Annotated in this window: 13 protein-coding genes; 3 read left to right on the top strand and 10 right to left on the bottom strand. The window is 73.3% G+C overall.

Annotation, left to right across the window (positions count from 1 at the left end):
• Position 1 precedes the first annotated feature (1 nt).
• The 3 genes from WAB15_RS06800 to WAB15_RS06810 all read right to left on the bottom strand — a co-directional run bounded on the left by WAB15_RS06800 (position 2) and on the right by WAB15_RS06810 (position 3,854).
• The gene (locus tag WAB15_RS06800) at positions 2 to 1,234 is read right to left on the bottom strand and encodes a glycosyltransferase (protein WP_407285658.1); all 1,233 of its coding nucleotides are present in this window, start codon (positions 1,232 to 1,234) and stop codon (positions 2 to 4) included.
• Positions 1,231 to 2,358: a glycosyltransferase family 4 protein gene (locus WAB15_RS06805; protein ID WP_407285659.1), complete on the bottom strand. Its 1,128-nt coding sequence runs from the start codon at positions 2,356 to 2,358 to the stop codon at positions 1,231 to 1,233. The genes WAB15_RS06800 and WAB15_RS06805 overlap by 4 nt, the downstream gene beginning before the upstream one ends.
• 80 nt (positions 2,359 to 2,438) lie before the next feature.
• The gene (locus WAB15_RS06810) at positions 2,439 to 3,854 is read right to left on the bottom strand and encodes a HEAT repeat domain-containing protein (RefSeq protein ID WP_407285660.1); all 1,416 of its coding nucleotides are present in this window, start codon (positions 3,852 to 3,854) and stop codon (positions 2,439 to 2,441) included.
• Positions 3,855 to 4,176: 322 nt separating this feature from the next.
• On the opposite strand from WAB15_RS06810, the gene WAB15_RS06815 reads away from it, so the two are divergent.
• Positions 4,177 to 5,640 (top strand): PP2C family protein-serine/threonine phosphatase, encoded by a 1,464-nt coding sequence (locus WAB15_RS06815; protein ID WP_407285661.1) that lies wholly within the window; start codon positions 4,177 to 4,179, stop codon positions 5,638 to 5,640.
• 202 nt (positions 5,641 to 5,842) lie between these two features.
• On the opposite strand, the gene WAB15_RS06820 is transcribed toward WAB15_RS06815, so the two are convergent.
• Positions 5,843 to 7,378, bottom strand: coding sequence for a hypothetical protein (locus WAB15_RS06820; protein ID WP_407285662.1), 1,536 nt, complete (start codon positions 7,376 to 7,378; stop codon positions 5,843 to 5,845).
• Positions 7,379 to 7,663: 285 nt separating this feature from the next.
• Between WAB15_RS06820 and WAB15_RS06825 the strand changes: the two genes are divergently transcribed.
• Positions 7,664 to 8,797: an aminoglycoside phosphotransferase family protein gene (locus tag WAB15_RS06825; RefSeq protein WP_399149021.1), complete on the top strand. Its 1,134-nt coding sequence runs from the start codon at positions 7,664 to 7,666 to the stop codon at positions 8,795 to 8,797.
• A 292-nt stretch (positions 8,798 to 9,089) separates the two neighbouring features.
• Positions 9,090 to 11,093 carry an N-acetylmuramoyl-L-alanine amidase gene (locus tag WAB15_RS06830; protein WP_407285663.1) on the top strand — a complete coding sequence of 668 codons (2,004 nt, stop codon included), beginning with the start codon at positions 9,090 to 9,092 and terminating at the stop codon, positions 11,091 to 11,093.
• Positions 11,094 to 11,190: 97 nt separating this feature from the next.
• On the opposite strand, the gene WAB15_RS06835 is transcribed toward WAB15_RS06830, so the two are convergent.
• The 6 genes from WAB15_RS06835 to WAB15_RS06860 all read right to left on the bottom strand — a co-directional run bounded on the left by WAB15_RS06835 (position 11,191) and on the right by WAB15_RS06860 (position 15,810).
• A complete protein-coding gene (locus tag WAB15_RS06835; protein ID WP_393499621.1) occupies positions 11,191 to 11,688 on the bottom strand; it encodes a hypothetical protein in 498 nt (165 codons plus the stop codon).
• Positions 11,689 to 11,775: 87 nt separating this feature from the next.
• A complete protein-coding gene (locus tag WAB15_RS06840; protein ID WP_407285664.1) occupies positions 11,776 to 12,171 on the bottom strand; it encodes an ACT domain-containing protein in 396 nt (131 codons plus the stop codon).
• An 82-nt stretch (positions 12,172 to 12,253) separates the two neighbouring features.
• Positions 12,254 to 12,493: a DUF397 domain-containing protein gene (locus WAB15_RS06845; protein ID WP_399149024.1), complete on the bottom strand. Its 240-nt coding sequence runs from the start codon at positions 12,491 to 12,493 to the stop codon at positions 12,254 to 12,256.
• Positions 12,494 to 12,611: 118 nt separating this feature from the next.
• Positions 12,612 to 13,793, bottom strand: a complete 1,182-nt coding sequence (locus WAB15_RS06850) for a thiolase domain-containing protein (protein ID WP_407285665.1) — start codon at positions 13,791 to 13,793, stop codon at positions 12,612 to 12,614.
• The gene (locus WAB15_RS06855; protein ID WP_407285666.1) at positions 13,790 to 14,854 is read right to left on the bottom strand and encodes a thiolase domain-containing protein; all 1,065 of its coding nucleotides are present in this window, start codon (positions 14,852 to 14,854) and stop codon (positions 13,790 to 13,792) included. The genes WAB15_RS06850 and WAB15_RS06855 overlap by 4 nt, the downstream gene beginning before the upstream one ends.
• Positions 14,854 to 15,810, bottom strand: coding sequence for a Zn-ribbon domain-containing OB-fold protein (locus WAB15_RS06860; protein WP_399149027.1), 957 nt, complete (start codon positions 15,808 to 15,810; stop codon positions 14,854 to 14,856). The genes WAB15_RS06855 and WAB15_RS06860 overlap by 1 nt, the downstream gene beginning before the upstream one ends.
• Positions 15,811 to 15,819 lie beyond the last annotated feature (9 nt).

Genomic DNA, 15,819 nt, shown 5'->3' on the forward strand with positions numbered 1-15,819 from the left:
ATCACCACCCGCCCCGCGGGCCCGCCGGGTACGGCGTTACCGGTGCGACGACCGGCCGGCCGAGCACCGCCGGCGCGTCGTGCGCCGCCAGGAAGGCGTCGACGGCGGGCTGCCAGCCGTAGCCCTCGGCCCGGCGGCGGGCGGCGGCGCGCCGGGCGGGCGCGGGCCGGGCCAGTACTCGCTGGACCGCGTCGGCGAAGGAGGGCCCGTCGTCGAGCGCCGTGTCACCGCCGCCGTCGACGAGACCGGCCAGCGCCGACGCCGCACTGGCGACCACCGGGGTCCCACAGGCGAGCGCCTCCAAGGCGGCCAGCCCGAACGTTTCGGCGGGCCCGGGCGCCAGGGTGAGGTCGGCGCTCGCCTGGAGCGCGGCGAGCCGGGACCGGTCGGCGAGATGGCCGAGGAACGCCGCAGGCAGCCGCTCGGCCCGCGCCCGGGCCTCCAGCCGCGACCGCAGCGGCCCGTCGCCGACCACCACCAGCCCCGCGTCGACCCCGCGCCGGCGCAGCTCCGCCAGCGCGTCCAGAGCCCGCCCCGGCCGCTTCTCCTGCGACAGCCGCGAGCACATCAGCAGCAGGAACTCGGCCCGGCCCGCGCAGCGGCGCCGAAGCTCCGCGCTGCGGCAGTCCGGATGCCAGGCGTCGAGATCGACGCCGAGCGGTGCGCGGACCACGTTGCGCGCCCCGGCCCGGGTGAACTCCGCCGCCGCCCAGTCCGTGGTGCACACCACCCGGCTGTAGGCGTGCGCCGTACGGCGGTTGAGCCGGTCCGCGGCGGCCCGCGCGAGCGGCCGCGGCACGCCCCAGGTGCGCAGCACCCCGTCCACGCTCTCGTGCGAGACCATCACCGCGGGCACCCGGGCCCGACGCGCCCACTCGCCCGTCCAGCGCAGCGTCGTACGGTCGGAGACCTCCAGGCGGTCGGGGGCCAGCGCGGCCAGCAGGCGCTGCAGCCGGTGGCGGTCGGTCAGCAGGCGATAGCCACCGCTTCCGGGCAGCACCGGCCCCGGCAGGGTGATCACCCGCCCCTGGCCGGTGAGTTCGTCGCGCACCCCGCCCGCCCGGCCGTCCCCTTCCGACGGTCCGGGCACGATGAGCACCGGCTCGTGCCCGGCGGCCCGGTAGCCCTCGCCGAGCGCGCGCAGTGCGGTGCGCAGCCCGCCGGAGGCCGGGGTGACGAAGTTGGCGATCCGTACGATCCGCAGCCCGGTGCCCGTCGCGCGCCGCCGGTTCATGCCGCCACCGCCGTCCGGCCGGCGAGCACGGCCTCGTAGTGGCTCAGGAGCTGATCGCCCACCGCCTCCCAGGTGCGGTCGGCGACGGCCCGGCGGGCCGCGGCGCCGTAGCGTACGCGCAGTTCGGCGCTGCCCCCGAGGAAGCGCACCGCGTCCCGGAACGCGCCGCCGTCACCCGGCGTCACCAGCAGCCCCGTACGGCCGTGGTCGACCAGGTCGACCGGACCGCCCGCCCGCGGTGCGACCACCGGGACACCGGAGGCCATCGCCTCCTGCACGGTCTGGCAGAAGGTCTCATACGGGCCGGTGTGTACGAACACGTCCAAAGAGGCGTAGAGGCGCGCCAGTTCGTCACCGGTGCGGCGACCCAGGAAGCGGACCTCCGGCAGTGCGGCGCGCAGCCCGGCCGCACTGGGGCCCTCGCCGATGACGACGGTGCGGACACCCGGCAGCCGCGAGGTCTCGGCCAGCAGCCGGACGTCCTTCTCCGGCGCGAGCCGTCCCACATACCCCACCAGCAACTCCCGCCCCGCGGCCAGCGAGCTGCGCAGCACCGCGTCGCGTCGCCCCGGGTGGAACCGCTGGGAGTCGACGCCCCGCGGCCACAGGTGGACCCGCGGCACGCCGTGCTCGGTCAGGTCCAGCAGCGCCGCGCGGGAGGGCGCCAGGGTGCGGTCGGCGGCCGCGTGCACGGCCCGAATGCGCCGCCAAGCGGTGGCCGCCCCGCCGCCGAGGTAGGTGCGGGCATAGCGCCCCAGGTCGGTCTGGTAGACGGCGATCGCGGGCACCCGCCGGCGGGCGGCGGCCGCCATCGCGCGGGCACCGAGGACGAAGGGGCTGGCGAGGTGCACCAGATCGGGCCGGTGCCCGCCGAGGGCGGCCGACAGCCGGCGCCCGGGGAGCGCGATCCGCACCTGCGGGTACCCGGGCAGCGGCATCGAGGGCACCCGGACGACGGGGCAGGGGCTCTCGTACGTCGGGGCGCCGGTCGCGCCGCCACCGAGCGGCGCGATGACCAGCGGCTCGTGCCCCCGCCGTACGAGGTGCCGGGCGGTTTCCAGGGCGCAGTGTGCGACGCCGTTGACATCGGGCGGGAAGGATTCGGTGACGAGGACGACACGCATAACGCTGTTGTCGGCGCACCGTGCGTGGAGGGGACCACGTGGATCTTTCCAGCCGGAGAACGTCCTATGAGCGTTCTTCGCTACGCGTCGGGCGCGAACCTACTGCGCACCGCCGTCTGGACCTCGGCCTCCTCCGCCGGGTCGGCGGCTAGGCGGCGGAGTTGCTCGACGACCCGGTCGTCGCCCGTGGCGGCATGCCGGGCGGCCAGTTCCCGGGTGGTCTCCTCGCAGTCCCACAGGCACTCGACGGCGAAGCCGGCCGCGAAGCCCGGGTCGGTGGCGGCGAGCGCGGCGGCGGCCCGGCCGCGGAGGTGGGAGGAGGAGGTCTCGCGGTAGACGTGCCGCAGGACGGGGGCGGCGCAGACGACGCCGAGGCGGCCGGTGCCGTCGACCAGCTCCCACAGGCCGCCGGCGTCCGGGCCCTCCTCCCGGACGGTCCGGCGCAGCGCGGCCAGCACCAGCTCGGCGTCGCGCTGCGCACCGCGGCGGGCGAGCATCGCGGCGGCCGACGCGCCCAGCCGGTCGGCGCGCGGCGCCCAGAGGCGGGCTCGCTCGACGGCGGCAACACTGCGCATCCGTTCGAAGGAGGTCAGCGCGGCCGAGATCAGCTGCTCGCTGGAGAAGGGGCAGGTGGCCGCGTCCTCGATCAGGTCCAGGACGTCGGGATCGCCGCGTTCGGCGAGGTGGTGGAGCACGGCGGCGCGCGCCGCGTCCGGTCCGCTGCGCGCGGCGCGCAGCAGCTCGGGGCGGTCCTCGGGTCCGACGACCGCGGACAGGCAGCGGGCGGCGGCGAGGTGGCGGTGCTCCGCGGGCTCCAGATCCAGGCCCTGCTGGGCCCACGCCAGGACCTCGGTGACGCTCCAGCCGGGGCGCGGCCCGCGGGGCCGCAGCTGCCGCTGCCAGCGGTCGAAGGAGCCCTGCTCCCCGGCGACCGCCAGGCGGGCGCCGTAGCGGGGGTCCTCGGCCCACAGGCGCCACGGCCGGGGCTCGAAGGCGTCGCGGACGGCCGCGGCCAGCTCGGCCGCACCCTGCTCGGTCTCGGGGAAGCGCGCGAGCACGGCGGGGGCGAGGGTCATCAGCCCGGCGTCGTCGTCACGCAGCGCGAGCTCGTCCAGGGCCCAGCGCCAGTTGCTGCCGGCCGCGGCATAGCTGCGCAGCAGCAGCCGGGCGGCGTCCCTGCCGTACGCGGCGAGGTGACCGAGGACGGCGAGGGCGAGGCCGGTGCGCTCCTCGTCCGTGTCGACGAGGTCGTCGGGGTGGAAGAGGTGGCGTTCGATCTCTTCCAGCCCGCCGTCGAGCTGCATGTAGAGGCGCGCGTAGTACAGAGAGCGGTTCTCGACCTGCCAGTCGCGGCGGGGGTCGCGCAGCACGCTGTCGTTGAGCGCTGCGAGCGCCTCGGCCCGCGGCGCCGCGAGGGCATGCAGGGTCCCGTCGCCGCGGCCTCGCTGCAGGAGGCCGAGCAGGGTGCCACTGGGCGCTATGTCTGGATCGAACATGAGGTCAGCATCCGGTGCGGGGGACAGGCTGGCAACGGGATTTCCGCTGACCGGCATTCTTGCCGGTGACCGCGGACCGTATGCACGGCATCGCTCGTCAACCCCGTGGAATCGGCGAGAACACCTGCGGTACGGCGGCCGAAGCCTAGCCTGGAAGCTGTCATTCCGCAGATTCGCCCCGAGGTTGCCCCAGGGAGGCCGCCGGCATATGCCAGATGCACCACCGTATCGGGTAGTGCCAAATCCCTTACGGACGGTCGCTGCCTGTGCAACAGTCGTTACCGGCCCTTTAGCCCGGCGCCGCCTGATCACGGAGAACGTCATGCCGTCCCCTCTCTTCGCGGACCATCCAGCCGACCGGCCCCCCGAGCGCGACACGGTCGAGGCACTCATCACGCAGGCGCGCCGCCTGCGCGGCGGCCTCGACGCCGTACGGGAGTCCACGGCGGACACCGACCTCGTCACCGACCCGCAGCTGCGCTGGCAGCGGGCGCTGTGCGACCTCGCCGTGCACCACCTCGACGACCTCGGCGGCCATCTCGACCAGCTGAGAGAGGGCCTGCCCACCGAGAGTGACGACGAGGGGGCGGTCGAGGACGAGCTGCCGGCGCCCCCGCCGGAGCCCGCGCCCCATGAGCGCGGCGCGCTGCTGCGCCGCGTGGGCAGCGCCGAGTGGAATCTGCTCACCGACGAGGTCAGCTGGTCCGACGAACTGTTCGCGATGTTCGGCCGGTCCCCCTCCGAAGACCCGCTGACCCTGGACGAGCTGCCGTCCCTGGTGCACGCCGAGGACCAGGAGGGGCTGGCCACGATGGTCACCGACTGCCTGGTGGACGGCCGGCCGATCGACGGCGAGTTCCGCATCGTGCGGCCGGACGCGAGTCTGCGCACGGTGCACATGGTGGGCGAGCCGGTGCTCGACGCCGATGGCAGCACCGCCTGCATGTGGGCCGTGCTGCGGGACGTCAGCGAGCTGCGCCGCAGCCAGCAGGCGGTACGCGAGACCCGTGACTCGCTGCACCGCGAGCGGCATATCGCGCAGACCGAGCACCGGCTTGCGGTCGAACTGCAGGAGGCCGTGCTACCGCCGTGGCGCGGCTCCCTGCGGTTCCCGCAGGGCGGCCCGGTCGCCCTCGATCTCGCCGGGCGCTATCTGCCGTCCGGCACCAGCGCCCTGATCGGCGGCGACTGGTACGACGCCCTGCAACTCCCGGACGGCACCACACTGTTGAGCGTCGGCGACCTCACCGGCCATGGCGTCACCGCCACCTCGGGCATGGCGATGGTGCTGGGCGCGCTGCGCGGTATGGCGGTCGCCGGACAGCGGCCGGGGCCGCTGATGGGCTTTTTGAACCAACTACTGGACACCGCCTCCCAGCCGGCGCTCGGCAGCGCGGTGTGCGGCCGGTTCGACCCCGAAACGCGCACGCTGGAGTGGGCCCAGGCGGGCCACCCCGCACCGCTGCTCTTCCGCGGCGGCACGGGGCGCGCGCTGGACCCACCGGAGGGCGTACTGCTCGGGGCGACATCGGGCGCGGCGTACACCCAGCACACCGAGCAACTGGAGCCCGGAGACCTGCTCGTGCTGCACACCGACGGTCTCGCGCCACGCCGTACGCATGGCGCGGAGGCCGCCCATGAGGGTGCCGAGCGGCTCCTCGCCCTGGCACCGCGGTTCGCCGCAGCCCGTAGTGCGCAGGACAGCGTCCGCGTCGTCGTCGAGGAGTTCGGCAGCACCGAGCGCGAGGACGACGCATGTGTGCTGATCGCCAGGGTCGGCGGCTGACACACATCGCGGCAGCTGAGGGGCGGACCGACGGAACCGAAGCCGGCCGCCCTGAGGCGTAGGACGGGGGTTGGGCGGTTATCGGGTGAAACGGCATGCCTGCCGGGTGTGACGCGTCGTCACGCGCGGGTGCGCGTGACGCTCCGTCACCTCTGCCGTTTCGGTCATCTCGCAGTGCAACCAGGTCCGGAATCCAGCGGGTTCAGACCGAGAAGTTCTGTCCCGGTCCGACCCCGGAGCCGATCCCCGGTCCCAGGCCCGACCCCTTGGCCTTGGGCTTCGCCTTCGGCAGGACCTGCTGGATCTCCTCGCGCAGATCCTGGATCTTGGCGTAGTTCGTGTACTGCCCGGTCAGCCGGAACATTTCGCGGAGCCGGTCCCAGGTGCGGTGCGAGGAGTTCTCGCCGATGGACACCAGCGCCAACCTGGCGTAGCGGTCTGCCTGTTCGGGGTCGTCGCCGATGAAGCAGGCCGACGCCATCGAGATGTAGTCGAAGATCTGCGAGCGCTGGCGGCCGCCCTCGCGCAGCTCCAGCGCCTGTTTGGCGTGATGCTGAGCGATCTTGGCGGCCGAGGGGTCGTGATCGGCGAGGGTGCGGAAGGCCAGCGCCTGCATGCCGTGCAGATCCGCCTCGTCGAACATCTGCATCCAGCACGGCGGGGGCACATCGCCCTTGTCCGAGACGAAGAGCTCCTCCGCCTCGCCCAGCGTGCGCCGCATCGCCTGGCCATGGCCCTTGGACGCCTGCGCCCAGGCCTCGATGGTGTGCAGCATGGCGCGGGTGCGCGGCAGGGTCTCCTCGCCGGAGCCGGACTTGGCCAGCTTCATCAGATCCAGCGCGTCGTCGGGACGGCCCAGATGGACCATCTGGCGGGCGGCGCGGGAGAGCGCCTCCCCGGCGCGCGGGCGGTCGCCGCCCTCGCGTGCCGCATGGGCGGCGATGATGAAGTACTTCTGGGCGGTGGGCTCCAGGCCGACGTCATGGGACATCCAGCCGGCCAGCACCGCCAGATTGGCGGCCACCCCCCACAACCTGCGCTGCAGATGGTCGGGGTGGCGGTAGGCGAGCATGCCGCCCACCTCGTTGAGCTGGCCGACCACGGCCTTGCGTTGCAGCCCGCCGCCACGGGCCGCGTCCCAGGCGCGGAAGACTTCGACCGAGCGCTCCAGCGCGTCGATCTCCTGCGACCCCACGGGGGCCGCCTCATAGCGGTCGAAGCCGATCTGGTCGAAGTCGTGGAGGGAGTCGGAAGCGAACGGGTCGTCGTGGCGGGGGGCGCCGGCGGGGGCCGGATCGGTGTGCAGCCAGTCGCGCATGGCGCCGGTGAGTGCGGAGCCCGCGGCGAGCGCCGCGCCCGCCCCCACCAAGCCGCGTCGGTTGAGCATGAGGTCCATTCCCGTGAATTCCGTGAGGACCGCAGCGGTCCGTTCGGGAGCCCACGGCAGACCGTCCATGGCCTGCCGCTTCCCCGAGCGACCGGTTCTTGCGAACCCGAGGTCCTCGATGGTTACGACACGGCCGAGGCGCTCGGTGAACAGGGAAGCCAGGACCTTGGGCACCGGATCCCGTGGGGTCTCCCCCATGTCGATCCAGCGCCGAACCCGCGAGGTGTCCGTCGCCAGCTGCGGATGGCCCATGGCCGCCGCCTGCCGGTTGACTAGTCTCGCCAGCTCTCCTTTGGACCAGCCGGCCAGGCCGAAAAGGTCCGCGAGACGGGTGTTCGGCTGCCTGTCCACGTCAAGCCCCCAGGTTCCTCGACTGAGTTGACAGTAACGGCCGGTGACGTGCGCTGTGACCATTCGCCAGGGTTCGCCAGGGTGCGCCAGATGGTCTGCCACCCGCAGCCCCGTGTTCTGTAGGTGTGCCGCCCCCGGCCTGGTGGCGGGACCGCATTCCCCAGGGTGCGCGCCCTTCACAGGGACCCTGGATCGGCCTCCTGCACGGGGCCCGTTCACGGGTTCCCTCCACCGGGCCGGGGAGCGCACGCAACTCGTCGGCGCACGAAGGGATTTTCTTCACCCATGTATGCAGCATCGTCCGCCGTGACCGCCCCCGCCCGGCCGTACCGTCCGCACCCCGCGGGCAGCGGGCCGTATCTCGCCCCCTCCTCATCCGCGGGGGCGGTCCCCGGTCTCTCCGGTGGCCGGACCCGGCGGGCGCAGGGGACGGGCACCCAACCGCTCAGCGGGAGACTTGACTTGTCCGGGCCCCAGGGCGCCCAGTTGCGCGCCGCGGTCGCCTCCGTGCATCGCATCTGTCCGGAGTTCAACCCGGTCCAGGTGCTGCGCCGGAGCGGCAAATCCGTCCTCCTGGTCGGCACGACAGGCCGCATGACCGCGGTCGCGAAGTGTTTACTGGACCACTCCCCCGCATGGGCGGAAAGGTTCCGGCAGGAAATAAGCGCATACCGCGCATTCGTCCGGCATCGTCCGCCGGTACGGGTGCCGCGGCTGGTGGCGGCCGACCCCGACAACTGCACGCTGATCGTCGAGCGGATGCCCGGCCGGGTCGCCGCCATGACCCGCCACCCGTCCGAGGCACCCCCCCGCGCGGACGTGCGGGCCGCGCTCGGCGCGATCTGCCGGATCAACCTCTGGCGTCCGCCGGCCGGGCTGTTCGACGCCCCGCTGGACTACGCGGGCCGCATCGGCCGCTATCACGACCTGGGGCTGCTCACCGACCGCGACCTGGGCGATCTGCAGAAGCTGATGCACGGCCTGTCGCACGTCCAGGGCCAGTTCTGCCACGGCGACGCACTGCTGAACAACGTACTGCTCTCGCCCACCGGTCCGGTGCTGCTGGACTGGGACAACGCGGGCTGGTACCTGCCGGGCTACGACCTGGCGACGCTGTGGTCGGTCCTCGGCGACGCCCCGGTGGCCCGCCGGCAGATCAGCCAGCTCGCCCAGAACGCGGGCCCGGCCTCGCGGGACGCCTTCCTGGTGAATCTGATGCTGATTCTCACCCGCGAGATCCGCCGCTATGAGACCGCGGTCCAGCGGACCATGCGCGAGCCCGCACCGACGGGGACACCGGGCCCGGGACAGCCCGGCACGCCCGCGGCGGGCGAGGAGCAGCGGCTGCTCCTGCGCCGGTTGCACGACGACTGCCAGATGGCTCGCCGTGCGGTACGGGCGGCGGTCGGCACCCGCTGACCGCCGAGGGGGACTGTGAGCGGCGCGCCCGGGTACGGGGCGCGCCGCTCACCCATGTGCCCGTTCATTGGTCCGTTCCACTGACGCCTCGCAGGCCCCGCGCCGGTCCGGGAAGGCTCCTGGGGAGATGCCCTGACATGCGAAATCCCGACCCGTCGCGGTGATTGACGGCCCGTCGGCAGACGTATAGCTATAGGCCCGACGGGGGATCTACCCCCGGGTCCCACCCCGCACGGCCGTTTGCGCGCCAACCGTCACACCGTCCGGCTCGGGCCGGCTCGAGGAGGTCGTTTTGCGAGGATCCGCCCCGGAAGACGCAAGGAGAATCCACCGCCCCGCCCTGCGCAGATCCACCGCCGTCGCGGCGGCGGTCCTGCTGCTGCCGCTCTCGGGAGCGCCGTCCGCGAGCGCCGGACAGCCCCCGGCCGACCGGCTGCAGCGGGCCTTCACCGATGCCGCCGCCCGCTTCCACGTACCCCGCGGTGTGCTGCTCGGCGTCTCGTATCTGGAGTCCCGCTGGGACGGCCACCGCGGCGCGCCCAGCGTCTCCGGTGGCTACGGCCCGATGCATCTGACCGACGCCCGTACGGCCCTGTCCCGGCTGCCGGAGTTCAGCGAGGGCGACGAGGACGCACGCGGTGACGGCTCGCGCGCCCGTAAGCGGGTGCCGAAGAGCACGATGCAACGGGCCCTGCTGCCCGCGAAACTCCCCGCACGGTTGCGGACGTTGGCTACCGCGGCGAAGCTGACCGGCCTGTCCCCCGAGAAGCTGCGTACGGACCCCGCGGCGAACGTCCTGGGCGGTGCGGCGCTGCTCGCCGCCGAGCAGCGCCGGCTGGGGCTGCCGGCGGGCGGTGATCCGGCCCGGTGGTACGCGGCGGTGGCGGGCTACGGCGGCCAGGACAACGCGCGCGGCGGCAAGGCCTTCGCGGACGAGGTGTACCAGGTCATGCGCCGGGGCCAGGCGCGTACGAACGACGCGGGACAGCGGGTCACCCTGGCCGCCGCGCCGGGGCTGGTCCCCGACGCCGCCCAGCAGAAACGTCTCGGCAGGCCGGCCGTCAAGGCCTCCGCGGCGGGCGGCGACGGCGGGCTGGAGTGCCCGTGGAGCGTCGCCTGCATGTCGGTCCCGGCGCCGTACGAGGAGTTCGGCGACAAGGACTACGGCAACCACGACCTGGCGAACCGCCCCAAGGACCAGAAGGTCAACGCCATCGTCATCCACGACACCGAGGGGTCGTGGGATGTCACCCTGAAGCTGATCAAGGACCCGAAGTATGTGTCCTGGCACTACACGATCCGCTCCTCGGACGGTCTGATCGCCCAGCATGTGCCGACCAAGGACGTCGCCTGGCACGCGGGCAACTGGTACATCAACTCGCACTCCATCGGTGTCGAGCACGAGGGCTTCCTCGCCGCGCCGGACGCCTGGTACACGGAGGCGATGTACCGCGCCTCGGCCCACCTGGTGAAGTATCTGAGCCGCAAGTACGACGTACCGCTCGACCGGCAGCACATCCTGGGCCACGACAACGTGCCCGGCACGACCACGTCCACGATCCCCGGTATGCACACCGACCCCGGCCCGTACTGGGACTGGGCGCACTACTTCACCCTGCTGGGCAGGCCCTTCCACGCCAACGCGGGCCCGAACGGCGGGCTGGTCACCATCCGCCCCGACTACGCCAGGAACTCTCCGCGCTACACCGGCTGCGCCAAGCCCGGTGACCTCTGCGCCCCGCACGGCTCCACCGCGGTCCGGCTGCATATCGCGCCCGACGAGAACGCCCCGCTGGTCAAGGACGGCGGGCTGCACCCGGACGGCAGCGACTCCACGGACGGCGTCAACGACACCGGTGCCCGCGTCACGACGGGACAGCGGTTCGCGGTGGCGAGCCGGGCCGGCGACTGGACGGCGGTCTGGTACCTCGGGCAGCTCGCGTGGTTCCGCAATCCGCAGGACGCGCCGACGGCGGTGAACACCCAGGGCCTGATCGCCACGCCGAAGGCCGGCCGGCCGGAGATCCCGGTCTACGGCCGCGCGTACCCGGAGAAGGCTGCGTACCCGGCCGGCGTGCCGTACCAGGCCGTCTCAGCGCTGCCGTACAAGATCACCGCGGGTCAGAAGTACGCCGTCGGCGACCGGATGGCGGGCGACTACTTCTACGCCCCGACCTTCGACACCACCAAGCACCGCATCGTCCGCGGCAAGGACGTCTACTACGAGATCCAGCTCGGCCACCGGGTCGGCTATGTGCGAGCGGCCGACGTCGACGTACAGCGCTCGGGCTCCTAGATACAGGCGCCGCTTGAGCGCCTCGCGCCCGGTGGACGGCGCAGGTCAGGCCGTCCACCGGGCGCGAGGCGTGTCCGCTCCCGTGTGCGCTGCGGGGTCAGCCCTGTTGGAAGAGCTCCGCCGGCAGCGGCTTGAGCAGCGCGTAGAGGTCGTCGGTGATCGGGCGGTCCCAGCTGGCGATGGTGACCAGGACACCGTCGCTGCGGTCGAACTGGGCGCACGAGATCCGGCTCTCGGAGCACTTGATGCGCTTGACGATCAGCAGGTTGTCGTCGTGCATCACCGGGGTGTCCTCGCTCTCGACGACCGTCACCGGCTCGTCGTTGCCGAGCGCCGCGAGCAGCTGCGCCACCTCGAAGGGCACCTCGTCGCCCTCCAGCTCGCGGGCCGGGGAGCCCTCCGGCAGATTGCCGATGATCATCGCGGGGCCGCGGCCACCGAACAGGTCGTAGCGCAGGAAGACGCCCTGGCAGCTCCCGTCGGGCGCGGGCAGCAGCCCGGCCCCGAGATTGCCCGGCCAGTCCCCGGGATCCATGGCGAGTACGTCGAAGTCTGGACCGGCGGGCGAGGCGCTACGGCGGCGGAGGAAGGACATGCCGCCATCGTACGTGGCTCGGCCCGACACGCCGCGCTGACGTCGAGGTAAGCGCGCGGGCGCCGCCGCGGCCCGCCGTGCCGCCGGTCAGCCCCCCGCGGACAGCTCGCCGAGGAGGCGCAGCGCCTCGGGGGCCGCGTCGTGGGGCACGAAGAGGTGATCGTGGTGGAAGCCGGCGACGACGTTGCAGCTGAGGCCGGCCCGGGCGAGTGCGGTGGCGACGGCGGCGGTCAGTCCGACGGCGTCCAGTGCGGAGTGCACCCGCAGGGTGATCCAGCCGGCGACATAGTCGTACGGCAGGCCGGCGCGATCGGCTTCCTCCTGGCGGAGGACGAGGGTGAGCCCTTCGGGTTCGGCGACGGTGACCTGGGGCGTCACCCCCTCGGGGACCGGTCCGGGCACGCTGGTGAAGACATAGCGGCCCTCGTTCAGCTCGGGACGCATCCCGCTCAGCAGCAATCCAAGATCACGTTCGCCCGTCATACCGCCCATCCTACGAACGGCCCGGCGGGCGCCGGCCGCACCGGCGAACTGCGGTCGGAACAGGGCCGTCTGGGCACCCGGCCTAGGTGAGATCGAACTCGCCGTCGCGGGCGTCCAGGACGAAAGCGCGCCACTCGGCCGGGGAGAAGATCACCGCCGGGATCTCCGGGCTGCGGCGGTTGCGCATCGCGACATAGCCCTCCACGAAGGCGACCTGGACGTCGCCCACGCCCTGGGTGCTGGACTGCCACTCGGCCTGCGACAGGTCGAGTGCGGGCCGGGGGCCGCCCGTGAGCCGCTGCTCGATGGTGCTGTTGGCCACGTGTCCTCGCTTCCTCGCGATGCGTCGTCCGTGGGCAGCCTAACCACTGCGCCCGGGGACGGACAGGGGACGTGCCCCGGCGCCGGCGCGCGGGCCCGGGGAGGCGGGCCCCGGTCCCTCAGTCGGCCGGGGATTCCGCGCCGACCAGCCACATCGCGAAGAACTGGGCCCCGCCGCCGTAGGCGTGTCCCAACGCCCGGCGAGCGCCGTCGACTTGATGCGCGCCGGCCCGGCCGCGGACCTGAAGGGCGGCCTCGGCGAAGCGGATCATGCCGGAGGCGCCGATGGGGTTGGTGGACAGCACACCGCCGGAGGGGTTGACCGGGAGGTCGCCGTCGAGTTCGGTGACGCCGGACTCGGTGAGCTTCCAGCCCTCGCCCTCCTCGGCGAAGCCCAGGTTCTCCAGCCACATGGGTTCGTACCAGGAGAACGGGACGTACATCTCGACCGCGTCGATCTCGCGGCGGGGGTCGGTGATCCCGGCCTGCCGATAGACGTCCGCCGCGCAGTCCTTACCGGCCTGCGGCGAGACGAAGTCCTTGCCGGCGAAGAGGGTGGGTTCGCTGCGCATCGCCCCGCCGTGCACCCAGGCGGGCGGGTGGGGCGAGCGCGCGGCGCCGGCGCGGTCGGTGAGGATCATCGCGCAGGCCCCGTCGGAGGACGGACAGGTCTCCGAGTAGCGGATCGGGTCCCAGAGCATCGGTGCGGCCTGGACCTTCTCCAGGGTGAGGTCGTGCTCGTGGAGGTGCGCGTAGGGGTTCTTCAGGGCGTTGCGGCGATCCTTGTAGGCGACGAGGGAGCCGACGGTGTCGGGGGCGCCGGTGCGGCGCATGTACGCGCGGACGTGCGGGGCGAAGAAGCCGCCGGCGCCGGCCAGCAGGGGCTGCTGGAAGGGGATCGGCAGGGACAGGCCCCACATGGCGTTGGATTCGGACTGCTTCTCGAAGGCGAGGGTGAGGACGGTGCGGTGGACCCGGGCGGCGACCAGGTTGGCGGCGACCAGCGCGGTGGAACCGCCGACCGAGCCCGCTGTGTGCACCCGCAGCATCGGTTTGCCGACGGCGCCCAGCGCGTCGGCGAGGTACAGCTCGGGCATCATGACGCCCTCGAAGAAGTCGGGGGCCTTGCCGATCACCACGGCGTCGACGTCCGGCCAGCCCAACCCGGCGTCCTCCAGGGCCCGGCGGGCGGCCTCGCGGACGAGTCCGGCGATGGAGACGTCCCGGCGGGCGGCTACGTGTTTGGTCTGGCCGATGCCGACGACGGCCACCGGCTCCTTGGATGTGGCGGCTTTGCTCATCGTTCCCCCTCCAGGACGGCGACCAGGTTCTGCTGCAGGCACGGCCCCGACGTGGCGTGGGCGAGGGCGCGGTCGGACTCGCCGCGCTGGATGCGGGCGGCGGCCTCGCCGAGCCGGATCAGGCCGGTGGCCATGACGGGGTTGGCGGCGAGCGCGCCGCCGGACGGGTTGATCCGCACCGTGCTGCCGGGCGCGTCGAGTTTCAGGGCGCGGCGCAGCACGACCTCCTGGGAGGTGAAGGGGGCGTGCAACTCCGCGGTGTCGACGGGCCGTTCGAAGGCTCCGGCGTGTTCGGCGGCGAGCCGGGTGGAGGGCGAGTCGGTGAGGTCGCGGACACCCAGGCTGTGGGCCTCGATGCGGTGGTCGAGCCCGCGGATCCAGGCGGGGCGGTCGGTCAGCCGGCGGGCGGTGTCGCCGGCGGCGAGGACGACGGCGGCCGCACCGTCGCCGATGGGCGGGCAGTCGCCGGTGCGCAGCGGGCCGACGAGCGGCTCGCCGACGGGCACGGCGCCGCGCAGCTGGGCGGACGGGTGGGACGCGGCGGCCGCGCGGCTGCGGACCGCGATCGAGGCCAGCTCCCGCTCGTCGGTCAGCTCGGCGTCGATCAGCGCCTGGGCCTGGAGGGCGGCGAGCGCGACGGAGTCGGGCCACAGCGGGGCGACGTAGTACGGGTCGAGCTGGCGGGTGAGGACCTCGCGGACGTCGCCGGGCGAGGACTTGCCGTACGCGTAGACCAGCGCGGTCTCCGCCTCACCGGTGAGGATCTTCACCCAGGCCTCGTACAGCGCCCAGGCGCCGTCCATCTCGACATGGGATTCGGCGATCGGCGGCCAGGCGCCGACGCCGTCCAGGGCCATCGTGAAGGAGAAGGCGCGGCCCGCGAGGTAGTCGGAGGAGCCGGAGCAGGTGAAGTCGATGTCGCCGGCTTTCAGGCCGGTCCGCGCCAGCACGTCGTGGAGCACCGGCATCAGCATCTCGACCTCGGAGGTCTCGGCGCTGTCGCGGACGTGGCGGCTCTGTCCGAAGGCGACGATGGCGACCTCGCGTATCGGATCGCGCATCAGATCAGCTCCTTGTAGCTGTCGTAGTCGGCGTCGGGTTCGCCGGTGGGGCGGTAGTGGTCGGGGAAGCGCCCGCCCTCGGTCCATACGGGTTCCACCCGCAGCCCCATGCGGACCTGGTCGTAGGGGATGCCCCCGATGCGGGCGTGCAGGGCCAGATCGGCCCCGTCCAGGGCGATGTGCGCGTAGACGTAGGGCACTTCGATGTCGAGATTCGCCGTATGACGAGCCTTGATGTTGACGATGCAGAAGGTGGTGACGGTGCCCTTGGGGCCGACCTCGATCTGGGTGTCGGTGGCGACGCCGCAGGTGGGGCAGGCGCCGCGGGGCGGGACGTAGACCTTGCGGCAGGTCGGGCAGCGCTCGCCGATGATCCGGTGGCCGGCGAGCGCCTGGAGGTAGCGGGACTGGGCGCGGCCGGGCGAGTAGGTGTAGTCGAGCCGGGCGGGGGCGGTGATCCCGGTGACCGGGTCGGTGAACTCCCCGCTGTGCGGGGCCGGCCGCGAACCGTCCTCCGGGTCGTCGGACGGCTCGAAGCAGGCGATGTCGGTGATGGCGCCGGTGCGTTCGGCGGCCCAGCGGATCCGCACCCGCATGCCGGTGCGGACGGCGTCGGGTCCGGGGGCGTCCAGGGCGTGCAGCAGCGCGGTGTCGGCGCCGTCGAGCCGGACCAGGACCCAGGCGAAGGGGGTGGGAAGCGGCTGGCCGCGGCGCGGGGCCGGGTTCCAGGCCCAGGTGGTGACGGTGCCCCTCGCGCCGACCTCGACCAGCTGGTGGATCTCCTCGGCGGTGGCCGGATCGTACTCGGTGGGCGGGACGACGACCCGGCCGTCGCCGGCGCGGACGCCGAGGACGGTGCGCTCGCGCAACCCGGTGAGGAAGGCGCTCTGGACCGGGCCGAGCGAGCGGGTGAAGGGGAATTCCACGACGAGGGGTGCGGTGAGGACCTCTGACATGCAGGCTCC

The organism is Streptomyces sirii (assembly GCF_045690365.1).
GTDB lineage: Bacteria > Actinomycetota > Actinomycetes > Streptomycetales > Streptomycetaceae > Streptomyces > Streptomyces sirii.

Bases quoted from the DNA above. Each gene is read 5' to 3' on its own strand.
- WAB15_RS06860 (WP_399149027.1), bottom strand. From the start codon at position 15,810: ATGTCAGAGGTCCTCACCGCACCCCTCGTCGTGGAATTCCCCTTCACC.
- WAB15_RS06815 (WP_407285661.1), top strand. From the start codon at position 4,177: ATGCCGTCCCCTCTCTTCGCGGACCATCCAGCCGACCGGCCCCCCGAG.
- WAB15_RS06810 (WP_407285660.1), bottom strand. From the start codon at position 3,854: ATGTTCGATCCAGACATAGCGCCCAGTGGCACCCTGCTCGGCCTCCTG.
- WAB15_RS06805 (WP_407285659.1), bottom strand. From the start codon at position 2,358: ATGCGTGTCGTCCTCGTCACCGAATCCTTCCCGCCCGATGTCAACGGC.
- WAB15_RS06855 (WP_407285666.1), bottom strand. From the start codon at position 14,854: ATGCGCGATCCGATACGCGAGGTCGCCATCGTCGCCTTCGGACAGAGC.
- WAB15_RS06850 (WP_407285665.1), bottom strand. From the start codon at position 13,793: ATGAGCAAAGCCGCCACATCCAAGGAGCCGGTGGCCGTCGTCGGCATC.
- WAB15_RS06800 (WP_407285658.1), bottom strand. From the start codon at position 1,234: ATGAACCGGCGGCGCGCGACGGGCACCGGGCTGCGGATCGTACGGATC.
- WAB15_RS06825 (WP_399149021.1), top strand. From the start codon at position 7,664: ATGTATGCAGCATCGTCCGCCGTGACCGCCCCCGCCCGGCCGTACCGT.
- WAB15_RS06835 (WP_393499621.1), bottom strand. From the start codon at position 11,688: ATGTCCTTCCTCCGCCGCCGTAGCGCCTCGCCCGCCGGTCCAGACTTC.
- WAB15_RS06840 (WP_407285664.1), bottom strand. From the start codon at position 12,171: ATGACGGGCGAACGTGATCTTGGATTGCTGCTGAGCGGGATGCGTCCC.